Annotated in this window: 25 protein-coding genes; 11 read left to right on the forward strand and 14 right to left on the reverse strand. The window is 62.2% G+C overall.

Features of this window, described 5'->3' with window-relative positions:
• Positions 1-6 precede the first annotated feature (6 nt).
• Entirely contained in the window at positions 7-957 is a 951-nt protein-coding gene (locus LB545_RS18095; RefSeq protein ID WP_224619049.1) for a YVTN family beta-propeller repeat protein, read from the reverse strand.
• A 42-nt stretch (positions 958-999) separates the two neighbouring features.
• Positions 1000-2229, reverse strand: a complete 1230-nt coding sequence (locus LB545_RS18100) for an ABC transporter substrate-binding protein (RefSeq protein ID WP_224705576.1) — start codon at positions 2227-2229, stop codon at positions 1000-1002.
• A 38-nt stretch (positions 2230-2267) separates the two neighbouring features.
• Here LB545_RS18100 and LB545_RS18105 point away from each other — a divergent pair, with 38 nt between their 5' ends.
• From LB545_RS18105 to LB545_RS18125, 5 genes are read left to right on the forward strand one after another with little or no spacing between them, the layout of a single operon-like run.
• Positions 2268-2513: a hypothetical protein gene (locus LB545_RS18105; RefSeq protein WP_140515152.1), complete on the forward strand. Its 246-nt coding sequence runs from the start codon at positions 2268-2270 to the stop codon at positions 2511-2513.
• Positions 2510-4336: a (5-formylfuran-3-yl)methyl phosphate synthase gene (locus tag LB545_RS18110; protein ID WP_224705578.1), complete on the forward strand. Its 1827-nt coding sequence runs from the start codon at positions 2510-2512 to the stop codon at positions 4334-4336. The genes LB545_RS18105 and LB545_RS18110 overlap by 4 nt, the downstream gene beginning before the upstream one ends.
• A gap of 3 nt (positions 4337-4339) precedes the next feature.
• Positions 4340-4891 (forward strand): flavoprotein, encoded by a 552-nt coding sequence (locus LB545_RS18115; RefSeq protein ID WP_140557432.1) that lies wholly within the window; start codon positions 4340-4342, stop codon positions 4889-4891.
• Positions 4884-6278: a DUF6513 domain-containing protein gene (locus LB545_RS18120; RefSeq protein WP_224705580.1), complete on the forward strand. Its 1395-nt coding sequence runs from the start codon at positions 4884-4886 to the stop codon at positions 6276-6278. The genes LB545_RS18115 and LB545_RS18120 overlap by 8 nt, the downstream gene beginning before the upstream one ends.
• The gene (locus tag LB545_RS18125) at positions 6279-6863 is read left to right on the forward strand and encodes a DUF447 domain-containing protein (protein WP_140560487.1); all 585 of its coding nucleotides are present in this window, start codon (positions 6279-6281) and stop codon (positions 6861-6863) included.
• Between the two features lie 20 nt (positions 6864-6883).
• On the opposite strand, the gene LB545_RS18130 is transcribed toward LB545_RS18125, so the two are convergent.
• The gene (locus LB545_RS18130) at positions 6884-7930 is read right to left on the reverse strand and encodes a hydantoinase/oxoprolinase family protein (protein ID WP_140515157.1); all 1047 of its coding nucleotides are present in this window, start codon (positions 7928-7930) and stop codon (positions 6884-6886) included.
• Between LB545_RS18130 and LB545_RS18135 the strand changes: the two genes are divergently transcribed.
• Complete coding sequence (locus LB545_RS18135) at positions 7880-8671, forward strand: HisA/HisF-related TIM barrel protein (RefSeq protein ID WP_140560488.1); 792 nt, start codon at positions 7880-7882, stop codon at positions 8669-8671. The two genes, LB545_RS18130 and LB545_RS18135, sit on opposite strands and share 51 nt — an antisense overlap.
• 135 nt (positions 8672-8806) lie before the next feature.
• On the opposite strand, the gene fae is transcribed toward LB545_RS18135, so the two are convergent.
• From fae to LB545_RS18170, 7 genes are all read right to left on the reverse strand, one after another.
• The gene (fae, locus tag LB545_RS18140) at positions 8807-9313 is read right to left on the reverse strand and encodes a formaldehyde-activating enzyme (RefSeq protein ID WP_140498176.1); all 507 of its coding nucleotides are present in this window, start codon (positions 9311-9313) and stop codon (positions 8807-8809) included.
• A gap of 148 nt (positions 9314-9461) precedes the next feature.
• The gene (locus LB545_RS18145; protein ID WP_140560489.1) at positions 9462-10322 is read right to left on the reverse strand and encodes a triphosphoribosyl-dephospho-CoA synthase; all 861 of its coding nucleotides are present in this window, start codon (positions 10320-10322) and stop codon (positions 9462-9464) included.
• A 12-nt stretch (positions 10323-10334) separates the two neighbouring features.
• A complete protein-coding gene (locus tag LB545_RS18150; protein WP_140878730.1) occupies positions 10335-11282 on the reverse strand; it encodes a RimK family alpha-L-glutamate ligase in 948 nt (315 codons plus the stop codon).
• 51 nt (positions 11283-11333) lie between these two features.
• On the reverse strand, positions 11334-12290 hold the full coding sequence (gene mch / locus LB545_RS18155; protein WP_140515161.1) for a methenyltetrahydromethanopterin cyclohydrolase: 957 nt from the start codon (positions 12288-12290) through the stop codon (positions 11334-11336).
• Positions 12287-13348, reverse strand: coding sequence for an ATP-grasp domain-containing protein (locus LB545_RS18160; RefSeq protein WP_224519076.1), 1062 nt, complete (start codon positions 13346-13348; stop codon positions 12287-12289). Before LB545_RS18160 ends, mch begins: the two co-directional genes overlap by 4 nt.
• A 46-nt stretch (positions 13349-13394) precedes the next feature.
• Positions 13395-14288: an NAD(P)-dependent methylenetetrahydromethanopterin dehydrogenase gene (locus LB545_RS18165; RefSeq protein ID WP_140878731.1), complete on the reverse strand. Its 894-nt coding sequence runs from the start codon at positions 14286-14288 to the stop codon at positions 13395-13397.
• Positions 14289-14317: 29 nt separating this feature from the next.
• A complete protein-coding gene (locus tag LB545_RS18170; RefSeq protein WP_140524695.1) occupies positions 14318-15289 on the reverse strand; it encodes a beta-ribofuranosylaminobenzene 5'-phosphate synthase family protein in 972 nt (323 codons plus the stop codon).
• A 157-nt stretch (positions 15290-15446) separates the two neighbouring features.
• Here LB545_RS18170 and LB545_RS18175 point away from each other — a divergent pair, with 157 nt between their 5' ends.
• From LB545_RS18175 to LB545_RS18195, 5 genes are all read left to right on the forward strand, one after another.
• Positions 15447-15827, forward strand: a complete 381-nt coding sequence (locus tag LB545_RS18175) for a 4a-hydroxytetrahydrobiopterin dehydratase (protein ID WP_140498164.1) — start codon at positions 15447-15449, stop codon at positions 15825-15827.
• 118 nt (positions 15828-15945) lie between these two features.
• Complete coding sequence (locus LB545_RS18180) at positions 15946-17052, forward strand: tungsten formylmethanofuran dehydrogenase (protein ID WP_140878732.1); 1107 nt, start codon at positions 15946-15948, stop codon at positions 17050-17052.
• Positions 17046-18677 (forward strand): formylmethanofuran dehydrogenase subunit A, encoded by a 1632-nt coding sequence (locus LB545_RS18185; protein WP_224705582.1) that lies wholly within the window; start codon positions 17046-17048, stop codon positions 18675-18677. Before LB545_RS18180 ends, LB545_RS18185 begins: the two co-directional genes overlap by 7 nt.
• Positions 18665-19573 (forward strand): formylmethanofuran--tetrahydromethanopterin N-formyltransferase, encoded by a 909-nt coding sequence (gene fhcD / locus LB545_RS18190; RefSeq protein WP_140515165.1) that lies wholly within the window; start codon positions 18665-18667, stop codon positions 19571-19573. Before LB545_RS18185 ends, fhcD begins: the two co-directional genes overlap by 13 nt.
• Positions 19570-20382 carry a formylmethanofuran dehydrogenase subunit C gene (locus tag LB545_RS18195; RefSeq protein WP_140524691.1) on the forward strand — a complete coding sequence of 271 codons (813 nt, stop codon included), beginning with the start codon at positions 19570-19572 and terminating at the stop codon, positions 20380-20382. Before fhcD ends, LB545_RS18195 begins: the two co-directional genes overlap by 4 nt.
• A 124-nt stretch (positions 20383-20506) precedes the next feature.
• Here LB545_RS18195 and LB545_RS18200 read toward each other — a convergent pair whose 3' ends face one another.
• The 4 genes from LB545_RS18200 to LB545_RS18215 form a co-directional block, all read right to left on the reverse strand.
• Positions 20507-21253, reverse strand: coding sequence for a GGDEF domain-containing protein (locus tag LB545_RS18200; protein ID WP_224705584.1), 747 nt, complete (start codon positions 21251-21253; stop codon positions 20507-20509).
• Between the two features lie 104 nt (positions 21254-21357).
• Positions 21358-22044 carry a thermonuclease family protein gene (locus LB545_RS18205; RefSeq protein WP_140515168.1) on the reverse strand — a complete coding sequence of 229 codons (687 nt, stop codon included), beginning with the start codon at positions 22042-22044 and terminating at the stop codon, positions 21358-21360.
• A 19-nt stretch (positions 22045-22063) separates the two neighbouring features.
• Positions 22064-23263 (reverse strand): ABC transporter substrate-binding protein, encoded by a 1200-nt coding sequence (locus tag LB545_RS18210; protein ID WP_224705585.1) that lies wholly within the window; start codon positions 23261-23263, stop codon positions 22064-22066.
• A 452-nt stretch (positions 23264-23715) separates the two neighbouring features.
• Complete coding sequence (locus tag LB545_RS18215) at positions 23716-24084, reverse strand: hypothetical protein (protein ID WP_140672305.1); 369 nt, start codon at positions 24082-24084, stop codon at positions 23716-23718.
• Positions 24085-24107: the final 23 nt, after the last annotated feature.

Here is a 24107-nt window from a genome sequence, read left to right on the forward strand (position 1 = left end):
TGTCTGCTATTTGGGCGAAATGGCCACACCCCAAGGCTGCTGGCCTACGGTGAGCGATTGGACCGGCTCGTCGGTCGCCGTATCGATGAACGTGATGTCGTTGGAGTTGCCATTCGTGGTGATCAGCGTTTTCTGGTCGGGTGTGAAGGCCAGGTGCCAGACGCGTTGGCCGACGAGGATGTATTTCTCGACCTCGTAGGTGTCGGTATTGACCACGGCGACATGGTTCGCCGGGCCGAGCGCGACATAGGCTTTCTTGCCGTCGGCGCTGATGGCGATGCCTACCGGCTGGATGGTCTCAGCCCGCAATCCCTGAATCGCGAACTGGATCTTCTTCACCACTTCGCGTTTGGCGTTATCGATGACGCTGACGGTGCCGCCGACCTCGGCGCTGACCCAGACCTGCGAGCCGTCCGGCTTGAATTCGGCAAAGCGCGGGCGCGTGTCGACCAGTACGTTATCGGTTACATCGTGGGTGCCAGTGTCGATGAAATGCGCCATGCTGGTGGTTTCCGAGGTGTTGACCATGGTCTTGCCATCAGGGCTGATACCCATGCCTTCCGGTTCCACGCCGACTGGAATCTCGGCCATGACCTGCTTGCTCTCGACGTCGATGGCGGTGACGAGGTTGTCGTCCTCATTGGCGACATAGAGTGTCTTGCCGTCAGGCGAGAGCACGAACAATTCGGGATCGGGGCCAGATGGCAGCGTGCCGACGATCTGCAGCGTCGCGGTGTCGATGATTTCGACCGTGTCGTCGTCACTGGCGCAAAGATAGACGAATTTGCCGTCATGCGAGATGGTGATGCCGCGTGGCCTCTGGCCGACCTCGACGGTCTTCACCACCTGCATGGTGGCCGTGTCGACGACCGTCATCGTGTTGTCCTTCTCGTTGGAAACGTAGGCCGTATAGGCCGATGCCGGGCTGGCCGTGAGGCCGGCCGCGAGAATGGCCAATGCACAAGCTCGTGTCTGCACGCAAATTCCTCCCCTTTGGCCCTACTTGAGAACGCATTTCGTTTCCGGCTGATCGATACCAAGCGTATCGAGTTCGGAGAATTGGTGGAGATAGCCCTCCTGCGGTGATGTCGAAACGACCGACTTGGTGTCGCCAAGCAGGATCGGCTGGCGAAGCTGGAGGTTCCATTTGCGGAAGGTGAGCTTCTGTCCCTTGAAGGCGGCAACCGAGAAATCGCCCGACCGGATGTAGTCATTGATCTTTTTGGCATCGTCGCCTTTGGTGCGCGTGGTGGCTTCGCCGACGGCACGCACTGCTGTCCACGCCGACATGTCCTTGGAAAGCATCCGCCGGCCCGTCGTCTTCAGGAAGCGGCTCTGCATCTGGATGCCGCCCCATTGCTCGCTGGCGGGATGCCACGACGATGCAACAAGCCCGGCCGTGCCGGCGACCAGCCGCGGCGTCCAGGTGCGGTAGGGCACGTAGGTGCCAAACACCTGGCTTTCGTCGGCGACAAGCACAATGTCGTGCTCCGGCAGATCCTGCGTGAATACGGAAATCTGCTGCTGTATCTGCGTGGCGCCGGTGTCGGTACGCCTGGCCGTGCCGGTGTCCTTGAATTCCTTCTCGGCGACGATCTGGCCGCCGAAACGGGTTGCCGCGCGGCGCAACGCGTCGGCGTAGAGATGGTCCTGCTCATGCGAGCCGTAGAGCAGCACCCAATTCGGCCACTTCTTCACCATGAGATACTGCGCCAGCGCATCGGCAAGCATGCTGCGCGTCGGCGCGATATGAAAAACATTGATGCGGCAGTCCTCCTCGCGCAGGCTGTCGTCGGTGGCGCCGATGTTGAAGATCAGCACGCCCTTGTCGCGGGCTATATCGGCGATCGACAGCAATTGTTTGGCCGAGAGGTCTGCGACGACATAGTGGTCACCTTTGGCGATCAGGTCCTCGAATGCCTGAACCGCGTCGGCTTCGGGTTCGATCTCGGTCACGTCGAGGCTGAATTTCTGGTCGGTGAACTTTCCGGTCGTGTTGTTATCGCCGATTGCCACATTGGCGCCGGCGACACCTTCGTCACGCGGCGGCAGGTCGAGCATGGAAAGCGTCAATTGCGGCGCGTAGGCCCGCAAATACCCTATCTTGATTTCAGTGACCTTTTTTTCCGGCTTCGCCACCGCTTCCTGGGCTATCGCGCCCGGAGCGTTGACGGTCAGGGAAAAAAAGCACAAAAAGGCGGCGAGAGTGCCCGGCACCGCGCTCGTCATCGATAGTAATTACCCATTCTTGCGCTGAGGTCCGACGGTTGTCGGAGCAGCGCCAAGTCCAGGTGCCCATGGTCAACTTAGCCGACCCGCAAAATTTATCAAACCCTATCGGACGACTTTTCGCGTCTGCCCTGGCTCGCTGTCTTTTTGACAAACATGCCATGGCGGCTGAAAAGATTGCCATCTTCGATTTCGAGGTCGTTCGCAGCTATGTCATCCGCGACGTGCGTGAGAATCGAGCGGACGAAATCTTGTCCTCCAAACTGGAGAAACTGTTCAAATGACCAGAATGCTGGCCAGCGTCACCGGCATCGAAGAGGCGGAGATCGTTCTTTCGAGCGGCGCCGACATCGTCGATCTGAAGGATCCGAAGGCGGGAGCGTTGGGCGCGGTACCCACGGAAACCATCCGCCGAACGATTTCGTTCATCGCTGGTCGGGCTCCGGTCAGCGCGGTCTGCGGCGACCTGCCGATGGAACCCGAAACGATCCGCGCCAAGGCTGAAGAGATCGCGGCGACCGGCGTCGATTATGTCAAGATCGGGTTTTTCCCATCGGCTCACATCCCTGCCTGCGCGGAGGCGCTCGAACCGCTGGCCGCGCGAACGAAGTTGATCGCTGTGCTCTTTGCCGATCTGGCGCCGGACTTCGAGCTCCTGCCGGTATTCGGCAGGCACCGCTTCCACGGCGTGATGGTTGATACCGCGCAGAAGGGAAAGGGCCGGCTGCTCGACCATTTGCCACCGGAGCGGATTCCGGGATTCGTCGATCGAGCCAAGTCGCTCGGTCTGATGGTTGGCCTGAGCGGATCGCTCGAAGCCCCGGATATTCCACGTCTATTGCCTTTCGCTCCCGATTTCCTCGGCTTTCGCGGCGCGCTGTGTGACCATGCCGACCGCGCGGGTTCAATCAGCGCCGAGGCGGTCTCGCAGATTCGCGAATTGGTCCCGGCAGAGCCTGGGACGGGCGGTAAATCGAGCATCGACTATCGCCTGTTGGCAGCGAGAGGCTATTCGCCGGGCACCGATCCGACACTGGGCACGGACAGGATTTTCGTGCGGGATTTTGTTCTGCCGGTCCAGATCGGTGCCTACAGCTTCGAGCATGGTCATACTCAAAAGGTGCGCTTTGATGTGATCGCCGACGTGCTGCAAGTCACCGACCATCCCGAGGACATGCGCCATGTGTTCTCCTATGACATCATCATGGATGGCATTCGCACCATCGTCGCGCGGGGGCACATTCAGCTCAGCGAGGCTTTGGCCGAGCAAGTGGCGGCGCACGTTCTGGAGAACCAGCGCGTCGTGCGCGTCACGGTAAGGGTGGAAAAACTCGAGCTCGGGCCTGGCGGTGTCGGCGTCGAGATCGAACGCAAGCGCCAATCGGCAGGACGCGGTGTCGCCTCCGGCTCTGCCGGCCGAAAAGACCGAGGTAGTGTTTCCCGGCCGCGCCAGCAAGGCTCCGACGTCCTCGGGCGGGCCGTCGTCAAGCTTGGCGGCAGCACTGCCCATGCGGCGGAAATGACGAGCTGGATCGCGGCGCTGGCGGGTTCCAGGCTGCCGATCGTCATCGTGCCGGGCGGCGGCCTGTTTGCCGACCAGGTGCGCGAGACGCAGACCCGCATGGATTTTTCCGACACCGCCGCACATGCCATGGCGATCCTCGCCATGGAGCAGTTCGGCCAAGTCATCCTCGATCGGGACGAAAGACTGACGCCGGCACGATCGCTGGAGGAGATTGTGCGAGCATTGGACGAAGGCAAGGTTCCGGTGTGGCTGCCGTCGTCACTTGCGTTGCCGGCACCGGACGTTCCGGCCTCTTGGGACATTACCTCCGATTCCCTGGCTGCCTGGCTTGCCGGCAAGCTTGGCGCGAACGCGCTGTTGCTTATCAAGCAGACCGATGCATTCTTCGACAACGATACCGCTGACAGCCTGAAGGCCAGGGGCATTGTCGACCCAGGCTTTGCCGCCATGCTGCCCGACGGCATCGATTTCCGTCTCGCCGGTCCGAAGGATGCCGCCGAGGCGGGCGCGCTACTCGCATCGGGCAAGCTGCCCGGCATCGGGATCGTGGCTTCGACCCGCTCGGCAAAGAAGGCAGGATAGCCGATGGTGAAGCTGCACGTGCCGCGCTGGGCGTGGGTTTTGACGGGGTCCGGGCATTTTTTCACGGAGAGCTTCGCACTTGTTCGCCAACTCGAACATTGCGATGTCTTCGTGTCGAAAGCCGCCAAAGAAGTGCTGCGCATGTACAAGCTCAAACTCGATTTTCCGGAGACGACGCGCGTGCTGCACGACAAGACGGCGAGCGCCATTCCCGTCGGCGAATTTTACCACGGCGTCTACCACACGGTCGTGGTGGCGCCTGCCTCGTCCAACACGGTTGCCAAATGCGTCTGGGGTATATCCGATACGCTTGCCACCAACGTCTTTGCGCAAGCCGGAAAGTGCCGCGTGCCGATCATCGTCTTTGCCTGCGACACCGCACCTGAACTCGAAACCATGGCACCGCATGGCCTGGTCAAAGTCTATCCGCGCAGGATTGACCTGGAAAACACCGAGCGGCTGAAGGGGTTCGAACGAACCCAGGTCGTCGAGTCGCTCGCCGACCTCAACGCGGCGGTTCAGCAACGCCGGGCCGAGCTGTCCGGCCATGGCTGAGCGGCTGGTCTTTCTCACGGGACATCTGGCCAAGGCACGGCTGGAAAAGCTGCTATCCGGTCTGGGTGAGACGGAGTTTTCGTGGGAGGTGGTCGACATAGGTGTCAAGGTCGCCGCACTGATGACCGAAGACATCATAAAGCGGCGTCTCATCGCGCCCAACGCCGTTGACCGTTTTGTCCTGCCAGGGCGCTATCGCGGTGATATCGAGCAATTGTCGAACCATTTCGGCGTGCCCTTTGCGCGCGGTCCTGACGAGATCGCGGACCTGCCGGCCTTTCTCGGCCGTGTCGGCGAGCCGCCGGATCTTACGCGACACGATATGCGCATCTTCGCCGAGATCGTCGATGCGCCAATGCTGTCGATCGAAGCGCTCATGCTGCGGGCGGGGACGCTAACTGCCGCCGGCGCCGATGTCATCGATCTTGGCTGCCTGCCTGAAACGCCATTTCCGTTGCTGTCGGAGGCTGTGCGCGAGCTCAAGGCACAAGGATTTCAGGTCAGCGTCGATTCGGCCAGCGCGGACGAACTGTCGATCGGTGCGCGCGCCGGTGCGGACTATCTTCTCAGCCTCGACGAGAACACGCTGCCGTTAGTCTTCGGCCATGGGGCTACGGCAGTGTTGATCCCGTCCGCCCCCGGCGATCTGGATTCGCTTGGCCGCGCCATCGATGCGGCGCAAAGGGCTGGCATTTCCTTTATCGCCGATCCCGTGTTGGATCCGATCCACTTCGGCTTTGCCCAATCGCTCGGCCGCTTCGTCGAGGCGCGCCGCCGCTGGCCGGAGATCGAATTGCTGATGGGCACCGGCAATCTCACCGAGCTTACCGATGCCGACAGTTCCGGCGTTACGGCCGTTCTAACGGGCCTCTGCTCGGAGCTCGGGGTTCGAAACGTGCTAGCCGTGCATGTCAGCCCGCACACGGTGCGGACGATCGAGGAGCACGACATTGCCCGCCGCGTGATGTTTGCCGCCCGCAATGACGGTGCACTGCCGCGAAGCTATCACCCAGGCTTGCTGCAGATCCACGATCGCAAGCCTTTCACGGCCTCGACCGATGATATCGCTGGATTGGCGGCCGAGGTGCGCGACGCCAACTACCGTATCGCGGCAGCGGAGGACGGCATTCATATTTTCAACGGCAAAGGGCACGCGGTTGCCACGGATGCGTTCGAATTCTTCGCCGGACTTGGCGTGGAGACCGATGGTGCGCATGCTTTCTATCTGGGCGCGGAACTGACGAAGGCCGAGATCGCGTGGCGCCTCGGCAAGCGCTATGTTCAGGACGAGCCGCTCGCATGGGGCGTTGCCGCACCGGCTCCCGAAACCGACCGTACCCGTCTTGCCAAACCGGGCGAAACGCTTCGCGCGAAGAAGGAGGGCTAGGTGCCTTACATTCGCGAGACAATCATCACCACTGTCGACAAGGCAGGAAAGGTCCATATCGCGCCGATCGGCATAATCTCCGAAAAAGACGGCTGGGTCATCGCACCGTTTCGTCCCTCGGTTACGCTCGACAATCTGGCGGCGGTGCCGTTCGCCATCGCCAACTACACCGACGACGTGCGCGTCTTCGCTGGATGCCTGACCGGGCGCAAGGACTGGCCGACCGTTCCCGTTGAAGATTTTCTGGTTCCCCGGTTGGCGACTGCGCTGGCGCATTCGGTTCTCGAAGTCGAGAGCGTTGACGATGATGGCGTGCGCCCTCGCCATTTCTGCCGCGTGGTTCGAGAGGAAATGCATGCGCCCTTCACCGGCCTTAACCGTGCCAAGGCGGCTGTTCTGGAATTGGCCATCCTGGTCAGCCGGCTCGGCATGCTACCCCGCGACAAGATCGAGGCCGAGATCGCGTATCTTTCGATCTCTATCGAAAAGACAGCCGGCGCCGACGAACGGGAAGCCTGGGGTTGGCTGATGCAGCGTGTCAGCGATCACCTGGCCGTCAAAGGGTCCAGCAGCGAGGACGCGTGAGCGTGACGACGCGAGCGCCGCTACGCTGCTTGCGATCGATATCCAGCCAGCAGCGCCACCGCCGATGCTGGTGCGGCGCGGCTGGCCTCGCCGCGAACAGCGTCATGGGCGGGGACGATGTCGGCGAAATCGACAAAGCGACGTTCCATGCGCTCGGCCAGCCGCCTGATCTGCCAGCGGCCCGTTCCGGCGCCGACGATCGGAACATCTTGAGCAAGACCCCAGGCAACCAGGGATGCTGCGTCGTGGATTTTCCGCAATTGCTGCTCGCTGAACCAGCGTGCGACTTCACCCCATTCCGGCGGCGAAAGTTCAGCGGCGTCGCGCCCGACCATGCGCGCCAGTCGCGCGATTGAGCCGTGGACGGTCTTTTCCTTGCCGTCGGCGGAAGGGTGCATGTCGTCCTCCTCATCGAGCACGCCCAGGATCCGGTGCGCGTCGGCGATCGAGGCGAAATACTCGTTCATCAATGGCGTCAGCCTTCGATGGACCGGAGCAGACGAGGCTACACCGAACAGGAATGTCCTGGTGAAACCGGTATAGACCAATTCACCAGTCAGAAGCCGTCCGGCATCGGTGTAGCCCTCATTGACGACGGCGCCGTCCTTTATGGCGATAATGTCGGTGGTGGTGGAGCCCATATCGACGAACAGGGCATCGCCGGCCAGTTTTGCCACCAAAGAGGCTGTCGCGTGCCAGTTGGCGGAGGCGACATCAGTGCTCAGCCGCGCTGCCTGCTCGACCTCGACAAAGCCGGATGATCCGGCATAGATCAGCTTTTCGCCTGTGGGAAAACGATTGGAAATCTGACCCAGCAGCGTCGTCACGCCGATATCGCGGGACGCAAAGATGTCCGATAGCTCGCCCGTCATGGTGAACGCGTTGAGATCGGCTTCCGCATAGATCGGGGCTGTTTCGTCGAGGGCCGAGGTCAGGCTGTGCAACCCTTGCCAAAGCGGCGTGGCGATCGTTACCGCGCCGACGATGCGGCCGCCTTGCGCGCGCGTCACCTTCAGATGCGCGCCGCCAATGTCGAAACCCGCAATGATGCTCTTTCTTTTTTCCACACTTCAAGCTTTCATGACAGCAGTTGGTTGGCGAGAAAAGCGTTGCGCATCATTCCGGTTCTCGACTTGAAAGGCGGCGAGGTGGTTCGTGCCCAGCAAGGAAAACGCGATCGCTACCGGCCGATCATTACGCCGCTCAGCCGAAGTTCCGATGTCCTCGCCGTCGCCGAAGGGTTGCGCACGCTTCATCCCTTTTCGACCTTCTACATCGCCGATCTGGACGCCATTGGAGGCGGTACTCCAAACAGCGACGCACTTGCCCGGCTGAGGGCGATGACGCAGCCGCCTGAGCTCTGGGTCGATGCCGGCGTAGCAGACAGGAAAACGCTTCTGGCGGCGCTCGCTGAACATTCGGTTTACCCGGTGTTGGGCTCCGAATCGCAGCAGGACGATGTGCTGCTCCGGCATTTTCGCGATCATCCCGATCTCATCCTGTCCCTTGACTTCTTTGGCGATGATTTTTGCGGACCGCGTTCTCTTCTCGCTGAGCCCGAGCTTTGGCCGCAAAAGGTGATCGTCATGACGCTGGCCAAAGTCGGTGCGGCCGCCGGCCCGGACTTCAGGCGGCTGGAGGAGGTCAAGGCCAAGGCGGGAAGTCGCGCGGTCATCGCGGCCGGCGGCGTCCGCGATGACAACGATATCCACGCATTGTCAGCAATGGGCATCGCCGCAGCGCTGGTCGCAACCTCACTGCACAACGCCACGCTCACACCTAGTCACCTGGCGTCGCTCGGCGCCTGATCACAGTTGCTCCTCACCCCCGAAAGGCGGGCGCCCTTCGGGAGTGTCGCTTCAAAAGCCCAGAACCCTTTTCAGCCGGCGCAACAGACCATCCGTTTCGGAAGATGGCTTTTCCTGTGCGGGGCTGTCTCTTGTCTAGGCCGCGAACGGATGCTTGACGTTGTCGCGCTGAGCGGTGGCTTCGGCGGCGGTCGGGGTTCCTGCGATAGCGCGCTGGATGGCCTCCTTTGTCGCCTCGTAGTTGTATTTTTGGATCTTGGCGTCGTCGGCCGCGTCCCAATGGATGAATACGCCAACGCAAATGAACACGTCGTCCGCTTCGTTTGCCGGAATTGTCCCGTCCGCGACGCTGTCCTGCACTGCCTTTGCAACGGCGTGCTGCGCCGGGCCGAACATCTGTACAGCCTGCTTGGCGCCCTTGATCGTGACCTTGTTGAACATCACCGTATTGGGCTTGCATTGAAGATTGGGCGCGATCACCGCCAAAAGCGAGGTAAAACCGTCCTTGTTGTTGGTAAGCGCGTTGCAAAATGCCGTTTCGACTGCGCTCCCTCGCGGCCCGATGAGCAGGTCGACATGCGCGACTTCGTTGCCGTCCCCGACCAGCGATTCACCGACCATTACCTTCGAGATTTTTGCCATGCCAATTTCCTCCAAGACACAATTATGATGTCCACGGACGCTGCAACCGAGCAGGCGCTCGATGGACAGCTATCCTTGTTGGCAGCGCCCGGATTGCCCGGACCGGTTGGCTAGATAGCCGCGGAAGCACAGCTCCCGCTTTTGGAAGTCAAGCACCAACGCCGCGATTATGCAAGCGAGTGCCTAGAGTGTGGACTAAAAGAGTAGCCACGGTCAGATCGGCCGAGGTGCCGGGGTTTACTTTGTCCGCCTTCAGCCGGCGGTCGAACTCCATGAGCAGGCGAATGCGTGACGGCTCGTCGCCGTTGGCATGGAGCGTCGCCTGAACGGAAAGAGCGTCCTGTCGCACCTGATTTGCGACTTCAATTCCGTGATTGCGCACCACGTGACTGTCGGGGAAGCCTGCGAGAAACGCCATATAGGCGAACACGGTCGGCCACATGCCGCTTTCTCCGCGAGCTAGCGCCCCTACCAGCGCGGCCAGCCCTACCCCGAACACGTCGCCGAAACAGGTGTCATACTGGCGGGCGATCATATCGCGGTCGGCAGCCTCCCGCATTGCTTCCAAGAGATGAACCTTCGGCACCTGCCGCACATCATTCGCGGCATCTCCCAGGCCGCCTGGCGCTGCCATGGCGATCGCCTCGAACACTGCCCTGGTATCGTCCATGCTCAACGCGCGCAGCAGCGAGTCGAGATTGTCCTGCAAGCTGCCACTCCTCATTTCGGCGGCGCCTATCAGAGGCCCCGCCAGGAGGACGATGCCGAGATTGGTGTTGGTTGCTACCGCCAGGCGTGTCGCACGCACCGCCTCCAGCATGCGCTGCCCGACCGAGAGGCGAGGATCGGTCAGCGGCTCGGACGAAACCTCGGCACTCATCATGAACTGGGCGGCGGACATGCCGTGTCCGTCGGCGAACAGGTGGACATTGCCCGGCTTCAGAGCTTCGATCTCCATCCGGCAGGCATCCTTGTAGCTAGCCCGGAGGCGTTCACGCGATAACGCCATCCTGCCGCTCCGTTACGAATTCGCCGGCGCGGTGAAACGGAAGGGCCGCGGCGCGGCGGTCGCTTCGGTGCGGTCGGCCAGGAATTTCAGCAGGGCATCGGCGATCGCTTCGGCGATGTTCACAGCGACCACCGATTGCAGTCCTGACCAGGCGGGCATGCTGTTCACCTCGAGTACGAACAAGCTGCCATCGTCGGCTCGCACGATGTCCACGCCGGCGAAATCCGCGCCGACGGCGGCTGACGCGGCGACAGCCAGCGATGCCAGCTCAGCCTTGCCAGGTCCCGAAACCGGCTCCGGCACGCCACCCCGGTTGACGTTCGTGATCCAGTCGTCGCTGCTGCGGCTCATCATCGCGACTGTTTCGCCGGCGCAGACAAAAACGCGGAAATCCCGGAAGGGCGGGCCGGCGCGCGACACATAATGCTGGAGATAGTAGACGCTGTTCACCTCGTCTGCGGCGGGAAGGTCGGAGAGCGTACGGATCAGCCTTATCCCGCGGCCTTGCGCCCCGAACAATGGTTTCAGCACCAGCGGTCCCTCCCGAAGCTCCTGCGCCGCGATCTCCTTGGCGGCGGCAAGTCCTTCGACGGCGAATGTCGGTGGCGTTGGCAGGCCAGCATTTTTCAAGAGGAAAGTCGTCATCGACTTGTCGACGCAGCGTTCGACCGCCTGCGCCGAATTCCACACGGGAACCGACAGCCGGCTCAGCGCGTGCAGTACCCCGAGGCGCCGGGTGATCGCTTCGAACGATCCTGCGGCGATCGAACGGACGAGCACGGCATCGGGCAGCGCACCGCCGAAACCGGGGATCGAAAGTCCGCCCGGGCTGCCGGTGTCGAACGCGATCGCCGTCAGCGGCACGGTTGCAACAATAGCGCCCCGTCGACCAAGCCTTGCCGCGAGGCCACTTGAGCCGGTGTCCGAATTGTCGCTGACGATCAGGATGCGAGGGATCATGTGGTGCCTCGGATGTGGCGGATGACGGACGGGTCTCTTTGTGCCGCCATGCTAACCGAGGCTCCGTTCGAGCATCTTTGGATCACGCCGGCCAGCGCGAAACGTGTCGCCGGTTTCGATCGCCGTCACGATCACTTCGGCCGGGCTGAACAACAGTGGATCGATGGCATAGAAATCCCCCTTGAACCGCTTGAAGATCTCGGCAAAGGGTTGACCGTAGTCCCGTGAGGCGCGGCTCGGAAGTTTCTCCGCGAGGTTGCTGGCCTCTTTTGCCGACCCTTTTACGAAGAGCTGGACGCTGCCGCCATAGATGATGGCATCGTTCGTTCTGCCCATGGCGGTCAGGAAATCCGGGTGGGGGGCGGGGATTGGCGCCGCTCCGATGCCGTCGACAACGTTCTCCAGCGGAAATTTGAGATCGTTGGCCTTGTGCAGGGCAACCTCGAGCGCGCGCGCAACGATCTGCAGGCTGCCGGCAAGGCTTTGCGTCGGCGCGTAGAGGAAGGTGAGCTTGTCGGTTGCCAGTCCGGTTGCCTTGCTCACTTTCTCGACGATTGCTGGGGGAGGCGGTTTGGCAGTCTCCAGGATAAGCACGGCGGACGATGCGGTGTCTCGATAGGAAAGCGCGTCGAACAGGGGTTCGACGCGGGCGAGTGCCCGCGCCGGTCCCGATCCCATGGCGAAATAGTCCTGGGCAGACAGGTTCCAGCCCGCATATTGACTGCCTAGGCAGGCTAGTACCGGCTGCGACGAGCGCACCTCGACGGTGAACGGCCATTTCCGCTCCGTGCGGTCCATGAACACCGACACGCTGCCGAGACCGCCCATCGCCGCCTCCGCCATGCGCAGCCCGGCCTCGACGCTGCCGGGCGCCTTGGCGCCGACATCGATAAGGAGCTCGCCCAAGGTTCCCTTGGAAGCGGCGATCCGCAGCCGTTCGGCGTCGCTGATCATGCCGTCAGCGATGCGCTGTGCATTGTCGTTCAGGAATGCCGAACCGTCTTTCATGTCCGGTCTCCTTCCCATTGGAGTTGCAACCGGCGGGCTTGCCCCTTGATGAGCCGCCTGGTCAAATCGGCGTTCGGACCGCGCGCGAAGACGGTGCAGACGGGGTCGCCGGCAATCAGAGGGGTGCCGGGCGACTGATGGTCAGCGGTCCATTCGGGCCACGCAATCGACGGAAACCGCGCGATTGGCGTCGCGGCGTAGGTCACCATTGAAGCCATCGAATCGACGAAGCGTGGCAAACGGTAAGTTCCGCCGGTTGCAGCTCGCAGATGTGCTTCGATCAGCGGCGCGTCGGCCTCGTCAAAAATGTCCAGCGTGGCGCCTGGCCGCGGATTGATCTCGATGAGCTTGTAGCCATCCGATCCGCGAATGAGATCGGCGCTGCACAATCCAACCAGGCCGGCACGGCGCGTCAGGGCTGAAAGCCAGCCGCCGATGACCGCCGCCTGCCTGCGGTCGAAGCGTCTCAGCCGCACGGCCCCGCCATAGCGGTAGGGCGCCGTGGAGACGGGGGAAGTCCATTGTTGGCTGAAGCCGACGATGCGCGCGGCCTGGCCGTCGCCGACGAAGAGGGCCGAGACGCTGCGTCCGGCGACGAAACGCTGGAAATAGCGGCCGGTGGTCTGGCTTTCTCCGGCCGCCTGTCTGATATGCCCACCCCCGGCGCCGCCCACGGTCTTGGCCACCCAGCTGTCTGGCTCAGGCGGTCGATCCCACCGGAATTCCGGATGTGGGATGCCGAGTTCGGCACAATCCGCGGCCAGCAATTGCGGGTCCTTGATCCTGCTGATCGCCGCGCCGCGATTGCCGGCAAGCGGAAAATGGCGAGCGACGGCGTCGACAGTCTCCGTCATCCGCTCAAAACCCGAGCCCAGGACGACGGCGACCGGCTGGTCTTCGCCGACCAGGTCCCGAAGCGTCTCGATGATGCGCTCGCCGTCGATGCCGTCCTGTAGGTTACCCGGCAGCTTGGTCGTTCGTTCTGCCAGCGCAACCGTATCGGTATCGCAGAAGAAATCAGCGACCAACGGACGGTAGCCCGCACGCCGCGCAGCCATGGCCAATGCCCGGCCTGAAATCGCCGCGATCAGCAGAGATCTGGCGCTATTTGGCAATCTCGCGTGCAAGGGAAAACGCTTCCTGGAAATCGAGCGCGATCGTTTTTTCGGATTCGATCATTCTTTTGAAAAGGCCAGACTCGACCTTATATTTGACGTTGCCGATGGCAAGCGGGCCAATTCCGACGGCCTTTGCCGCTTCTAGCGGGTCGCCATTGGCATTGACGGCCAATCCTTCGATGCCTGCGGGCGGGACCGCGTTGACGTCGGCGGCGATAAGCAAGCCGCTGCCTCTCAACTGGGCCTTTGAAACCACCTGGACGCCGGCTTTCGCACAAGCCAGTATGACCTCACTTGCTTCGACCAGATCGGTTTTCCGGGCATCGCTCGATCCGTCAGCCGCATCGACACCGATCTTGAATCGGCTTTTGATCTCGGCAGCGATCTGTTTCACCCTTTCGATGCCGTCATGGCCGACAAGCGTGACGCGGGCGCCCTCCCTTGCCGCGATGACGGCGGTGCAGAAGCCAACCACGCCGGTGGCGCCGAAAACAGCCACCCTCGTGTCCTTCAGCCCGCGCTCGAATTTCTTCTCCAACGCCTTTTCGACCTTGGCCACCATCGCCGCGGCCGTGGTGAACGAGCCGGCTGGATCGGCAAATACCGAAACCTGGAAAGGCGGCACCATCGCCTTTTTCGCGGCATCGAACATGTCGAGCGCCAACGAAGCATCCTTCCCGGCGATAAAGATGCCGGTATCGACGCCGGCATCCGGCGGACGCGAAAAGATCGCGTCCTGAACCAGGCCTGTCACCTCGCCAAGGCCAACATCGACATAGGGGACTACACTGTCGAAGCCCGCGTCGAGCGCCATGTTCACGTCGAACGGGCTCATGTGCTTCAACGGCGTCAGCATATGCAGGATATGTTTGCGGGCCATTTCTCGCCTTTCTGCTTGGAATCTGAGCGTCAGCTGCCGACGAGACCGAGTCCGGTCGAACTGATCTTCGCGCCGGAGTTCCTGCCTTTGACGATCTTGATCTGAAGGCCGTCTTCAACGGCTGTCTTCTGAACCGCGCCGACGAATTTGAGCGCGGCGTCATGCGACGGCGCGAAGGCAAAGCCTGTGGGTCCCCAGGAACTCTGGCCGATCCCGACGGCGCCCGCTTTATTGAGACGGTGAGCGACCATCTCGACCCGCTTTGAGGTGAACACACCGCCCTGCGCCGGAGCGAAATGGCTGCCGATCAGCATCTGTATCGCGGTGACGGCAGCGCCGAATGCCGCAAGATCGCGCTCGACCAAGGCCGGCATGATACCCATCAGTACCCTCCGGCAGATCTCGCCGCTGCCCGCCGTCGGGAAGGGTGGCAGTGAACGGAACGCCGCGACCTCTGCCTCGCCATGCAGTCCATGCCCGGCATGGTCGAGGATGAGGATGACGCGCCATTCTTCGGGAAACGGCAGCCGCGCGACGACCGGAGGCGGTCCGCCACGCTCGTCCTTGCCCGCGTCGACAATCACGCCGCCGTCTTCGAAACTTGCGATGCCGATTCCAGATCGGCCGCCTCGTTCGAGCAGGGTCGCGTCGCCGGCGACATCGAGAGGCAGGTTGTGGAGCGTTCGCAGTGCCGAGGCGACGGCAAGGGCGATCTGCGTGCCGGACCCAAGGCCGGCGTGACTCGGGATCGACTGTTCGATCACCAAATGGTGCTGGCCGCGAATGCCGAGATGCCTGCAGAGCGTCGACAAGTGCTCACCGGCGCGAACGCTCTCGGAACCTTCGACTATGGTCTCGCCGGACCGCGACAGGGTGACAACGGTTTCGGGTTCACTCAACGGAAGCCCAACGCTGCCAAAGCGACGTCCGGCATCGCCATTGAGATCGAGGAAGCCAAGGTGAAGGCGAGCGGGCACTCGTACGGTAACAAAATTCGACATCTGCCCCCCGATGGGTGCATCATGGATGCATCATGGAAGTTTAGGTGCCCGCCACGATGATAACTGTTTTCGTCGAGGGAGCAAGCCAAAGAGAGTGCATTCATGTTTCTGCTTTGGCCTGTCGTGTTGACGGACCGAGCAATTCGGGGAGGTCGAGATGAGCGAAACGGTCAAGGAGAAGGTCTATTCGGACGCCGAGATTGCCGACCGGCTTGAGAAGGAGCTGCCGAAATGGCGCTACGAAAACGGCTGGATCCGGCGCAAATACAAGACCCACAGTTGGAAGTCGACGCTGATGGTCATCAACACGGTTGGCCATCTCGCCGAGGCGGCGTGGCACCATCCCGATATCACCGCTTCCTATGCCTGGGTCGAGGTACGCCTGATGAACCACGCGGCGAAGGGTATCACCGACAAGGACTTTGAGTTGGCGAGAAAGATCGAGGACGTTGTCCAGTGGCAGCCGGCCAAGGAAGGCGGAGCGCTGGAGGGAACTCCGGCGACCGATCAACGCTTCGCTTACATCAAATATGATTAAGCGCGGTCGGAGTTTGTTGATAGCGTATGAAAACATTCGTTAATCTGCTGGCAAGCGGGGTTCACGGCCAATCCAGTTTCGTCTAGGATCGGGCCGGCACCAGAAAGTAGTGTAGCGAATGGCGGTTGCTTGGATAGGCAACCGGGAAGCGCTGGTCGAGCGCGCGGCTGCGCATGCCGCGTCGCTGTTATCGTCAAGCCGGTGCCCGGTTTTCAGCTTTGATACGGACATACACGGCACGAGGGCGGCGATCGCGCTGGCCGAGCGGCTTGGCGCGGCATACGATCACACCGACGGCGCGGCACTTGCCCGAGAGACCATGCTTTTTACCGACAGGGGCGCGATGACCGTCGCCCCTGGGGAGACGCGCCGGCGTGCCGATATCGTGGTGATTGTGGGCGAACTCGCACAAACCCATCATGACCTTGTTGCCGAACTCGCTGGCACGGTTCCCGATCTCTTGACCAGGCCCGATCTCTCGACCGGGAATGAGCGCGAGTTCTTCCTGGTGGGATCGAACGGGGTGTCCGTGCCGCCGTTGAAAAACGGGCGCAAGGCAACGCTCCTTTCCTGTGGCCAGGCTAGCCTCGGCGCCACGCTGGCGGCGCTGAGGGCGCAGTACAAGGGGCGGCAAACATCGCGACCGGTGTCAAACTTCAACGATTTCGCCAAGGCTCTGGCGGCTGCGCACTTTCCCGTGTTCCTGTTTTCAGGCCACGCCACCCATGGGTTGGCGTTGGAGATGCTGCAGGGGCTGATCGCCGATCTCAATCGCAAATCACGTGCATCTGGCCTTCATCTGCCCGCGAGCGAAAACGGGTGGGGCAGCGTGCTCGCCTCGACCTGGATGACAGGTTTTCCATTGCGCACGGGCTTTGCGCGGGGCTTCCCGGAATTCGATCCCTGGCGTTACGATGTGGCGCGCATGATCGCCGCCGGCGAAGCCGACCTGCACCTGCGGATCTCCGCCACGGTCGCCCAACTCCCGAGAAAAAGGGGACGCATGGCACTGATTGCGCTGGCTAAAACGGAAGAGCCGGTCGCAGGCGCCGCGGTCACCATCGCCATTGGCGAAGCTGGGGTCGATCACGATGCGGTTGTCTATTCCAGCCGTACCGGCTCGCTGAAGTCGACTGATACCCGCGCTGCTTCGAAATTGCCCTCCGCCGCGACGATCATTCGCCTGGTCGCCAGTCGGGTTTTCGCCGAGGCATTGCCATGCTGACGAAAATTGCCAACGGCGACATCGTCGACCCCGTCAACAGCCGTCTCGGCAAGGGCGACCTGTGGATCAAGGACGGCAAGATCATCGCGGCGCCGGCTGAGGGGGTGGCCGACCGGACCATCGAAGCCGCCGGCTGCATCGTGATGGCGGGCGCCATCGACATCCACTCCCACATTGGCGGCGGTAACGTGAATACCGCGCGGCTTCTCTTGCCCGAACAGCATGCCGCCCATCAGGCCCGACCGGCGACCACGCCGCTCTCCAATGCCGGCTGGTCGACCTTCCAGACCGGCTGTCTCTACGCCAAGATGGGCTTCACGACGGTCGTCGAACCGGCGATGTCGCCGGGATCTGCACTCCACACCCATCTCGAGCTGGCCGACATCCCGATCATCGACAAGGCGACGCTCGCCATTCTCGGCAACGACGACTTCCTGCTGTCAATGATCCGTGACGCCGCCACACCTCAAATGATCGAGGACTATGTCGCCTGGACGGTCGCCTCGACGCGAGCGCTCGGGGTCAAGGTGATCAACGCCGGTGCAGCGGCCGCCTTCAAGGAAAACGCACGCACGTTCGCGCTGGACGATGTGGTGCCTTCCTACGGCGTCAGCTCGCGCAACATCGTCAAGACGCTGCAGGCCGCCGTCGACAATCTTGGCCTGCCGCATCCTTTGCATGTCCATTGCAACAATCTGGGCGTTCCCGGATCTGCGGACACGGCGGCCGCGACGATTGCGGCGGCGGATGGGCAGCCGCTGCACCTTGCCCACCTCCAGTTCTATGGCTATGGCACGGAAGGAAAGCGAAGATTTTCCTCCGCTGCCGCGCGGCTTGCCGAACTGGTCAACACGACGCCGGAAGTCACCATCGATATCGGTCAGGTGATGTTCGGTCAGACGGTCACGGTCTCCTCCGACGTCATGCGGCAGTTCTCGGCGCGGGGCAGCGCGCATCCGAAAAAGACCGTCATTCATGACGGGGATGGCAATGGCGGCGGCATCGTGCCCTACAGCTATGGCAAGGACTTTTATGGCACGATGCAGTGGGCGATCGGGCTCGAGCTTTTTCTCCTGATCGACGATCCCTGGCGTGTGTTCTTCACCACCGATCACCCCAACGGTGCACCCTTTACCGCTTATCCGGCTCTGTTCGAGCTGCTGATGAGGCGGGAAGCACGCACCGAAATGGCCGCTGGACTTTCACGATCCGCCTTAGCGCACTCTACCCTGTCCGCAATCGACCGCGAATACACGTTCGAGGAAATAGCCATCATGACGCGCGCAGCGCCGGCCAGGCTGCTTGGGTTGACGGATCGAGGCCATCTCGGCGCCGGCGCGATAGCCGATATTGCTGTCTATCGCAGGAACGAAAGTATCGCGAAAATGCTCGGACAGGCGGCATATGTTTTCAAGGATGGCGATCTCGTCGTGCAGGACGGGGAGATCATCCATTACCGCTGGGGCAAGGCCCTCAGGCTTAATCCACCTGTGGACAAGGCGATGGTGCGGCGTCTGGAGGACTATCACCAGCAGCGCTACGGCCTGTCCTTGGATTGGTTCAATTTCCCGGATTCCGCGATTGCGCGTGAACAGCCATTCGGCGAGGTGCCATGCCGAACGTGAGCGTAAATGGCGTAACGATCGACGATACTTTTGCCGAAGCCTTTGGGATGCGGGCAACCGCCATCATCATCACCGCGCCGAACCGGAAATGGGCACGGCAGGCGGCGATCACGATGACCGGCTTCGCCACCTCGGTAATCGGTTGCGGCTGCGAAGCGGCAATCGATGCCGACCTGCCGCCGTCAGCCACCCCGGATGGCCGGCCCGGCTGCCGCGTGATGATCTTCGCGATGGGAACCGATGAATTGCAGAAGCAACTGCTCAATCGCGTCGGGCAGTGTGTTTTGACTTCGCCGGGCTCCGCCTGCTTTGCCGGGCTGGAGGGCAGCGCTAAGCTCAAGCTCGGTTCGGCACTGCGTTATTTCGGCGATGGCTGGCAAATCTCCAAGAAGATCGGCGACAGGCATTTCTGGCGCATTCCCGTCATGGATGGTGAATTCCTCTGCGAGGCAACAACCGGACTGACGAAGGAAGCCGTCGGCGGCGGCAATTTCTTTGTCATGGCCGAAAGCAGCGCCAACGCATTGGTCGCGGCCGAGGCCGCGGTCGCCGCGATCGGAATGGTGCCCGGTGCCATCGTGCCGTTCCCGGGCGGCATCGCCCGTTCGGGTTCCAAGATAGGTGGCAAATACAAGGGCATGATCGCCTCGGCCAACGAAGCCTACGCGCCGACACTGCGCGGTGTGGTTGCGAGTGAGCTCGGCCCCGACATCAACGCCGTCCTGGAAATCGTCATTGATGGTGAGACCAATGATGCCGTTGCCGCGGCGATGAAGGCCGGCATCAAGGCCGTCATCCAGATCGGACCGAAGAAAGGCGCGGTTCGCATCGGCGCCGGCAATTACGGCGGCAAGCTCGGTAAGTTCATCTATTCGCTGAAGGATATGTTGCCATGAAGGCGCTGACCTTCACTCTTGTTGCCGAACCGCCTGAGCGCCTCGACCTGTCGCCGCTGACGCCGGAGCGGCTTGCTGGGAGCGAAAGACGGGATATCGAAAAAATCCGGATCGGCATGTCGAAGCACGGATCGAAGGTGGGCGACATTTTTCGCCTCGCCGGCAGCGATCCGCTAAGCATCGTGTTCGAAGGTGGAAGCACGCGCCTCGACCGGGTGGCGCAAGGCATGGGAGGTGGATCGGTTCGCGTGATCGGCAATACTGGCGCGCAGGCCGGGCGCGCCATGCGCAGCGGCAAGCTGACGATCGAAGGCAATGCGGGGCCGCACGCCGGCTCTGGCATGCGCGGCGGCAGGCTGGAGATAACAGGTAATGCCGGCGATCACCTTGGTGCGCCGCTCGTCGGCGAACTGGCCGGCATGAATGGCGGCGTGCTGATCGTCAGGGGCAGGGCGGGCGCCTTCGCCGCGGACCGGATGCGGCGCGGTCTGATCTCGGTGCTGAAAGGCTCGGGCGACTATGCCGGCAGCCGCATGATCGCAGGCACGCTGGTGGTAGCCGGTGGCATAGGTGAAATGCCCGGCTACCTGATGCGTCGCGGTTCGATCCTTCTTGATCGCGCGCCAGGACATCTGTCGCCGAGCTTCGTCGAGTGTGGCGCGCCCGAGAGCGTTTTTGCCACCATCATCGATCGTCATCTGATCGCCGAAGGCATTTTGAAACGGCCGCTGCTGGGGAGCGCACCACATAAATATGGCGGCGACAACGCGGTGCTTGGAATGGGCGAGGTTCTCTTTCCGCGCCGATGAGATTTCCGGCAACGAGATCGATCAAGTGCTTGTGCCTGTCGAGCGGCCCTGCTCGCTGAGCTTTAGGAATGTGTCCAAACGTCGATTTGCCGCCAGTTATTGGCTTCGCCAAGGTTAAAGCGGCCTACTGGAGACCTGTAGGGCGCGTTTCGGCGGATGCGCGGGCGGATAATTGCGCTTCCGCTGAGCGAAACATGTCCTCGAATCCAAGCTCGGTTTCAAACACGGTGCTTCCCAGGCTGATCGCCAGAACGTCCTCGGTCCCCTTGGGCGCGAAATAGACCCGCGCGACGCTTGCCCGAATGCGCTCGCCAATTTCCGCGGCCTCCGCTTCGGTCGTACCTGGAAGAAAGACTCCGAACATCGATGTTCCTATGCGACCTACCATATCCTCCTTGCGGACCGAAGACTGAATGGCCGATGCGACGAGCCGCAAGGCCTCATCGCCCCAATCTGGGCCGAAGCGAAGATTTATGGAGCGAAGGTGTTCGGCATGAATCACCAGGAAGGCGCCCGAGCGCGGCCCTGGCGCTGACGGCCTGGCCGCGCGCCGCTCGACCATCGAGGTGAAAACCGGGCCGTTCAGGCAGCCTGTCACCCTGTCATAGGTCTCGGCCCTGTTGAGCTCCCGCCGGTAGCCGCGGATCTGGGCCTGCTTCAAGCCGATCAATACGAAAAGCGGCAGACCGATGATCAGAGGCAGCAGCACCGCAGTGACCATGCTGCGCGCGAACGGCGTCAAGACATCGCTGAACAACAGCAGGTAATTGAGGCCCACGGAGAGGGCAAGGCTGCCAACGGTCCCCAGGAAGGCGAGCCACGCGACACCCTTCCATACCGGCTCGGTGGCGGTCGTTTCGGCTTGTGCCATTACCAATCTCCTGTCAGATCGGCGAGCATAGCGCCGGCATGCGCAATTTCAGTTGCGGCAAACCATACAATTTGATCGATGTGCGAATCGTGAATCGATTTCGCCTATCGCGGCGGGCCGAAAACTCCCACCTCCGCGTCCTCGGCGACTGCTTGCGCCTTGCCATAGATGCCGGTGGGCAGCGCGATCGCCCAGCCGTTGGACACAAGCCAGGCGCCGACATCCTGCTTGCCAAGGCTACACGGCGCGGCAATGGCAAAACGTTCGATCTCCGGCGGCATGAAGCACTTCAGCGCGCGTCCACGCAGCCAGGAATTGAGGGCGGCGCGTGCGCGCTGGCCGCAGGACCAGCGGACATCGTGAAACGAGCAGGTGGCTTCCGGTTCTATGCTGGCCACGCCACTGACGGCCACTTTGCGTCCCATGGATTCGAAAGTCGCCGATGACGTTGCCATTGGCCGGAAGAGCAGGGTTTCGCGCCAGTCATCTGGCATGGGCGTTTTAGGGGGCACGGCGAGGCCGAGGTCGCCGAGCGGCGGCCGGGCTTCGATCCGCTCGATCTCGGGCAGGTCAATCGACGGCAGCGCGACAATGCCCTCGGCAACCCTGCGCGCTTCTCGCCATCTTCCGTCGAGAACAGTCGTCTGCGACCGGGCTGGTTGCCCGGCATTCTCGACACGAGTCCCAAGGGCAGGCCTGTCGGTCGCAAGCAAGGCTCCGGCATGCATGATCAGGGCAATCCCGAACAGCAGCTCGAGGCCTCCGACCGTAATGACCAGGCGGGCCAGCACAGCGTTCGTTACCGGACGGTCAGAACCCTGAGGTCGATTTGGCAACCAGTTTGAGCGCACCCTTTTCTATCCGATAGAATGGCATCGATCTTTGGCTGGATCCATCGGCGCGAAAGCGGAACAGGCCGGTCGATCCGCGAAATCCGCTCGGATTTTCGAGCACCTGTTTGCTGAAACCGTCAGGTCCGACCGCGCTGGCAATTCCGGCAGTCAGCGCAACCATATCATAAGCGTAGGCTACGTTGACGTCGGCGGGATAATTGTATGTCGTCCTGAAGCGGTCGGCGATCGGCCCGGTTTCGCCCGGATCGAGCGTTGCGATATAGGCTCCATCGAACGATGGTTCCATAGGATGCTCCAGCCAACGGCTGGTTCCGACGACGGAGGTCGCCTTGCCCGCAATGCCCTTTGATTTGAGGGCGGCAAGGATAGGCGAGGGGCTGGCATCGCCGCTGGCAATGATGACAGCGTCGGGAGTGTCCACGAGCGAGGCCATTTCGTCGACCGCCTTGGCGGCGCTGTCGCCGGCCGAATATGGAACGGTGACGGCGAGCGTCGCGCCATAGATGCTGAGACTGTTGGCGACCCGCTTCTCGACCGTGCTGGCATTCGAGCCACCCGCGACAAACAATACGAATTTTTTTCCGCCTTTTGCGGCGATGCCCGCGGCGCCCGCCGCCGCACTGTCCGCTTCGCTGAGGCGCACGGCATAAACACCGGCGCCGCCCGCGAAATTGTCGGCAAGCGCCAGCACGGGCGGCCGCTTCGATCCCGACAATGTGGCGATATGCTGGGCTGCCGGCAGTTCGGTCGGCCCGATGACGACTTTCGTGCCGGTCGTCAGGGCCTGCAGCGCCAATTTGCCGGCCTGTGCGTTGTCGCCCTTGGTGTCCTCCACGGTCAGCGTAAGCAACCCATTGCCGATATCGGTCATCGCGAGCTTGGCGCCATCGAGCATCTTGCGGCCATTTTGCCCCGCCGTTCCCGGGGCGGATAATGGCAGCAGCATGGTAATTTTCGTCGAACCGGTACCCAGCGACTGCGTTGCCTGGGCCGGGCCGGCGCCCTCGGCGCCATCCTGCCCGGCAGGCGCGGCAATCGCCGCCGGATCGAGCGCTTCGGTAACGCCCCCCTTCGACTGGCAGCCCGACAATACCGCGGCGAGCGCCAAGGCGGTTGCCCAAATCTTCAGCCCACGGACCCGTCGGCCAGCTTCCATGATTGTCCCACCCTGTTCACCGCCGGCTTATTATTCCCGGTCTGGTCTCCGACGCATGTTACGGCGAACTGGTCGTGCCGTCCTGTTTTTCTTCAGCCGCCGAAGAGCCGGGCCCTCAGCGCCCCGACCCGTCGCGCTTGCCCTGAGAAGGTATCGCGGTCCGACGAAAACGCGGAAACGCCGAACGTCGCCATCGGCAACGGCACGGTCGGCTGATAGCTCGCGAACGCCTTGAATGTCTGTCGCATACCACACTGCGGTTGCGTCACAATGGATCGGCTGCGCCGAGCCGGACGACGGAGTTTGTGCCATGGGAGGCTGCTCCAGCCGGTCGGCGCAAGCCAGCGTGACGATTTGGCCAATGCCGACCAGGGCGATCGTTGCGGCGATCGCCTTCAGGAGTTGATCCGTCCGCTGCCATGGTGGCCAACAGGCGCAGGTTGCCTATCCGGTCAGTGCATGTACTCGACCATGCGATCGTGGAAACACTCGCATTTGTTGAGCGTGTCTTCGTCCTTGTAGTTCGTCTTCAGATAGCCGTAAGCCATGCCGCAGGCGACCTTGGCTTCCGAGGCCCAGACGAAAACCGGCCGGGACGAATTGATCCACTCCGAGCTGTTGGCGACGGCGACCGACTCGTCCATCAGCTTCACCACCTGATCCCTGAGATCGACGATGTTGTCGTTCAGCACCAGGTCGGAGGTGCCGACGACACCGCAATAATCGCCCATGGTTCCTTCGATGATGTCGGCGGCATTGAGGCCCGTCGACAAGATCGACAGCAGACCGGCCCCGAAAGCCACCCGCAAGATTCTGTTCATGTTGCTCACCCCGTTCCTTTCGC

Source organism: Mesorhizobium sp. BR1-1-6 (assembly GCF_020165355.1).
Taxonomy (GTDB): Bacteria; Pseudomonadota; Alphaproteobacteria; order Rhizobiales; family Rhizobiaceae; genus Mesorhizobium.

What these genes read in the sequence shown, in the direction of transcription:
- LB545_RS18145 (WP_140560489.1), bottom strand. Translation starts at nt 10,322, where the DNA reads ATGGCGTTATCGCGTGAACGCCTCCGGGCTAGCTACAAGGATGCCTGC.
- LB545_RS18215 (WP_140672305.1), bottom strand. Translation starts at nt 24,084, where the DNA reads ATGAACAGAATCTTGCGGGTGGCTTTCGGGGCCGGTCTGCTGTCGATC.
- LB545_RS18135 (WP_140560488.1), top strand. Translation starts at nt 7,880, where the DNA reads ATGCGCGCCGCCAATGTCGAAACCCGCAATGATGCTCTTTCTTTTTTC.
- mch (WP_140515161.1), bottom strand. Translation starts at nt 12,290, where the DNA reads ATGAAAGACGGTTCGGCATTCCTGAACGACAATGCACAGCGCATCGCT.
- LB545_RS18165 (WP_140878731.1), bottom strand. Translation starts at nt 14,288, where the DNA reads ATGGCCCGCAAACATATCCTGCATATGCTGACGCCGTTGAAGCACATG.
- LB545_RS18100 (WP_224705576.1), bottom strand. Translation starts at nt 2,229, where the DNA reads ATGACGAGCGCGGTGCCGGGCACTCTCGCCGCCTTTTTGTGCTTTTTT.
- LB545_RS18150 (WP_140878730.1), bottom strand. Translation starts at nt 11,282, where the DNA reads ATGATCCCTCGCATCCTGATCGTCAGCGACAATTCGGACACCGGCTCA.
- LB545_RS18210 (WP_224705585.1), bottom strand. Translation starts at nt 23,263, where the DNA reads ATGGAAGCTGGCCGACGGGTCCGTGGGCTGAAGATTTGGGCAACCGCC.
- LB545_RS18185 (WP_224705582.1), top strand. Translation starts at nt 17,046, where the DNA reads ATGCTGACGAAAATTGCCAACGGCGACATCGTCGACCCCGTCAACAGC.
- LB545_RS18170 (WP_140524695.1), bottom strand. Translation starts at nt 15,289, where the DNA reads ATGTCGAATTTTGTTACCGTACGAGTGCCCGCTCGCCTTCACCTTGGC.
- LB545_RS18160 (WP_224519076.1), bottom strand. Translation starts at nt 13,348, where the DNA reads ATGGCTGCGCGGCGTGCGGGCTACCGTCCGTTGGTCGCTGATTTCTTC.
- LB545_RS18180 (WP_140878732.1), top strand. Translation starts at nt 15,946, where the DNA reads ATGGCGGTTGCTTGGATAGGCAACCGGGAAGCGCTGGTCGAGCGCGCG.
- LB545_RS18120 (WP_224705580.1), top strand. Translation starts at nt 4,884, where the DNA reads ATGGCTGAGCGGCTGGTCTTTCTCACGGGACATCTGGCCAAGGCACGG.
- LB545_RS18175 (WP_140498164.1), top strand. Translation starts at nt 15,447, where the DNA reads ATGAGCGAAACGGTCAAGGAGAAGGTCTATTCGGACGCCGAGATTGCC.
- LB545_RS18200 (WP_224705584.1), bottom strand. Translation starts at nt 21,253, where the DNA reads ATGGCACAAGCCGAAACGACCGCCACCGAGCCGGTATGGAAGGGTGTC.
- fae (WP_140498176.1), bottom strand. Translation starts at nt 9,313, where the DNA reads ATGGCAAAAATCTCGAAGGTAATGGTCGGTGAATCGCTGGTCGGGGAC.
- LB545_RS18195 (WP_140524691.1), top strand. Translation starts at nt 19,570, where the DNA reads ATGAAGGCGCTGACCTTCACTCTTGTTGCCGAACCGCCTGAGCGCCTC.
- fhcD (WP_140515165.1), top strand. Translation starts at nt 18,665, where the DNA reads ATGCCGAACGTGAGCGTAAATGGCGTAACGATCGACGATACTTTTGCC.
- LB545_RS18115 (WP_140557432.1), top strand. Translation starts at nt 4,340, where the DNA reads ATGGTGAAGCTGCACGTGCCGCGCTGGGCGTGGGTTTTGACGGGGTCC.
- LB545_RS18110 (WP_224705578.1), top strand. Translation starts at nt 2,510, where the DNA reads ATGACCAGAATGCTGGCCAGCGTCACCGGCATCGAAGAGGCGGAGATC.